Raw genomic sequence first — 3,012 nt, 5'->3', positions numbered from 1 at the left:
GTCAATACCCGTACTCACTTGATTCATCCCTTTGTTCAGCAACGCCGGATTCTGTCACTATGCCTCAGCTGATTGGGCAGCTCCAGCAAAACGGCATCAGTGTTCGGATTCGCGATCGCCAGCCTGGTGAGATAAAAGGCATCAGCTACGAATTAAATGGTATTGCTTTCAGTGGAACTCATTTGGGCAAAGCCTATACCTTCCAAGGCTTGCAGAAATACCGGAGAGTGAACTATGACTCACATCGAGATACTGAATTAATCACGAAGCTGGTAGAACAACCTGTTAATTCATCAACTACAGGTGAAATCAATGCAGACTCTTTAGTGCAGGTATCGAATATCAAAGAGAGCCAACGAGACGATAAAGCACCGAAGCATCGCCAAAAATCCAAATTACCAAAACACCAACAACGAGAGTTAGAACTTTGATAGTCAGGGCAGCTAACGCCACTCAGAGAGTAACAACGCTCTTGGCTTAACTGCGATGAATGTCAATCTGCGACAAGTGACGATTCAATTTCTCAGGCATATTGGCTTTGTGTCAGGTGCTAAAATCTGGCTACGGATCTCTTGGGATCTTCCTGTAGAACTTATTCCTGACAACTGGAACTGCTACTGGAGGAACAATCAACTGATCTACACTCATTACATTTTTTGTGGCAGCATCACTCCTCAGGGCTTTACCCTTTACTGCTGCACTCAAGGTGGGCGCGATCGCCAGGGTAATACCTGCTGGCAGATCACTCCCAAACGTTATGCAGATGGATGGGCACTTGCATTCAAGTTTTCCTATTTGGGTGCAACGGTTAGTTTCTACCCCAACCAGCCTGACAAAGGGATTAGCAACAGCCATGTCAGGCAATGCCAGTGCTTGTTCTATGAAATTGATGATTTGCCTTTGGCGAGTCAATACACTGTATTAGAAGAATTTAAGCACGTAACGGGATTGGAACCAGCCGCAGTTGTGTATACCGGGGGAAAGTCCCTGCATGTATATTTTAGATGCACCATTGGGCTACCTCCAGAAAATTGGATCTGCCTGAATCGAAAGCTGGCGATTTCCGTGGGGCGGAACGCTAGCGCGAACGCTCAAAATGCTGACCCAGCAATCTGTAATTTGGCGCGTTCTATGCGGCTTCCAGGCATGGTTCGCAGGGAAGTGATAGATGGAGAGTTGAGCGGTGCTAAAGCAATCACATTGGAGGATTATTCCACGTTCCAATACGATCCTAAAATTCTGGAAGCTGCTCTGGATTCTACCGGGCTGTTTCCTTACGGATTATCGGATCAGCGATGGCGAAAGTGGGTACAACTGGTTCATCTGGCGAAAATAAATGATTCTGTTGACCCACACTCCGCACTGACTCAGCCACCTGTTCCAGTGTCTCGCGCAACGGTGCTAAAGCATCGGAGAGTTAGAACAAGCCCTGCAAAAAGAGACAAGCACTTGTCTCTCAAACAACACCGCGTTAGCGGGATATCGATTCCGCTGACTGTTTGCCTGACAAAAAGCGATCGCGCCCTCTTGAGATACGGTGAACGGTCAGGCAATCGGAACAATGCAGGTTACAAACTGGCTCGGAACCTATTGGGAACCGCTGATCTACTAACCCGACATCGGATCGTTTACCATCCAAATCCCCATCAACTCTTTAAGCAATACTGCGATCGCTGCACACGTCCCTTGAGTGATATGGAAGCCAATACCATCTGGCAAAGCGCTAGCAAAACTCCTGCCTTCGCCAGTCGTACCCTCGATTCCATTCTGACGAGTGTAAGTCAATGGCACTCTCACAAGCGTAGGAGCCGACGTACTCAGACCGGAAAGGTTAGCGCTCGTTAGCGTCCTCCAGTAGTGTTTGACTCCTGAAGGGCAAAGGAATGTAGGGAATGCCAAAACACTGCTCCTGCTGGCTAAACATCGTAGTTCCTGACTTAGGGAATAAACTCCACCAAAAATCGAGAGTTTTGTTCCCTAAGTTAACCTCAGAGCTATCGCTCCAACGCTTTCAGACGTTTAATCTCTAAGCGATATGGAGCACTATCTTAACTTCAACTTGGTTGGTGAACCCCAACGCTTTCATGTGAGTCTTCCCTGGAGCAACCTCCACACCATCAATTTCAACGCGGTTGACGCGCATCTAAAAAGTGTGGTGCCCGAAGCAATGTACGATCGCACTCGCAAACTTAAACCCAGCGAGTATACCCCCGAACTCGAAAGTATCGACTTTCATCATTGGCTCCGACAAGCACAAACCAATACAGGCACTGCCATGAACCCGTATCAACAAGAACTCACCAAGTTGGTTGGTGGTCAGGTTCATCATGCTGGATTAACTCAGGATGGCTACCCTTACCTGATTGTGAGGCAACCAGCTTCAGAGACATTCTTTTATGTAATTGCCCAGGCAAATCCAGAGGGCACCAGTATTGGGTTCCTGCATATTACCGAGCGAACAGGAAACATCACCTGAGAACATCAAAATCCTTTCCTACTAACTCCTTCAGGCACTAGACTGGAGGATTTTTTTATTTCTACGCTATGACTCCTCAATTGCATCTTCTCAATTGGGGGATGGGAGTTGAGAGCACAGCAATCCTGGTGCGTTGGCTGCTGGAGCCTCAATCCCGTTCCTTCGATCGCTTCCAAAATCTAATCGTGTTGACCGCGCAAACTGGCGATGAAATGGATGAAACCAAATACCTTTGTGAAACTCATCTCTTCCCACTAATGCGGGAGCATAGGGTTCGATTGGTGCAAATTGCCAAAGCCTGTGCCAGTAAACTGGATGGCTACATCATTCTCAGTGACACCCAGCAGCCCTACGAACTGCACACCGAAGGATACTTTCCCCTCAGCCGTGATCTGCTTCAGTCTGGAACTGTCCCTCGATTAGGGCGACCTCACATCTGTGCTCAACGCTGGAAAGGGGAAGTGCTTGATGCTTGGATCTTAGATCAATAGTCCGGACAAAATTAGACAGCGATAACGCCGTAAGACCTTAGATTC

Annotated in this window: 3 protein-coding genes and 1 pseudogene; all 4 read left to right on the top strand. The window is 47.8% G+C overall.

All coding sequences use genetic code 11. The features are described 5' to 3' along the window. Window positions 1-431 (top strand): annotated as a pseudogene (locus tag ACKFKF_RS34735) (hypothetical protein); the annotation flags it as partial. 55 nt (window positions 432-486) lie between these two features. Then, entirely contained in the window at window positions 487-1,845 is a 1,359-nt protein-coding gene (locus tag ACKFKF_RS34730; protein WP_446871902.1) for a hypothetical protein, read from the top strand. Between the two features lie 190 nt (window positions 1,846-2,035). After that, entirely contained in the window at window positions 2,036-2,476 is a 441-nt protein-coding gene (locus tag ACKFKF_RS34725) for a hypothetical protein (protein ID WP_446871901.1), read from the top strand. Window positions 2,477-2,544: 68 nt separating this feature from the next. Continuing rightward, the gene (locus ACKFKF_RS34720) at window positions 2,545-2,967 is read left to right on the top strand and encodes a hypothetical protein (protein WP_446871900.1); all 423 of its coding nucleotides are present in this window, start codon (window positions 2,545-2,547) and stop codon (window positions 2,965-2,967) included. The last annotated feature ends 45 nt before the right edge of the window (window positions 2,968-3,012 follow it).

This window comes from Phormidesmis sp. 146-12 (assembly GCF_052939495.1).
The sequence above is the reverse complement of the archived record's forward strand: the minus strand, read 5'-3'. Positions and strand labels throughout refer to the sequence as shown.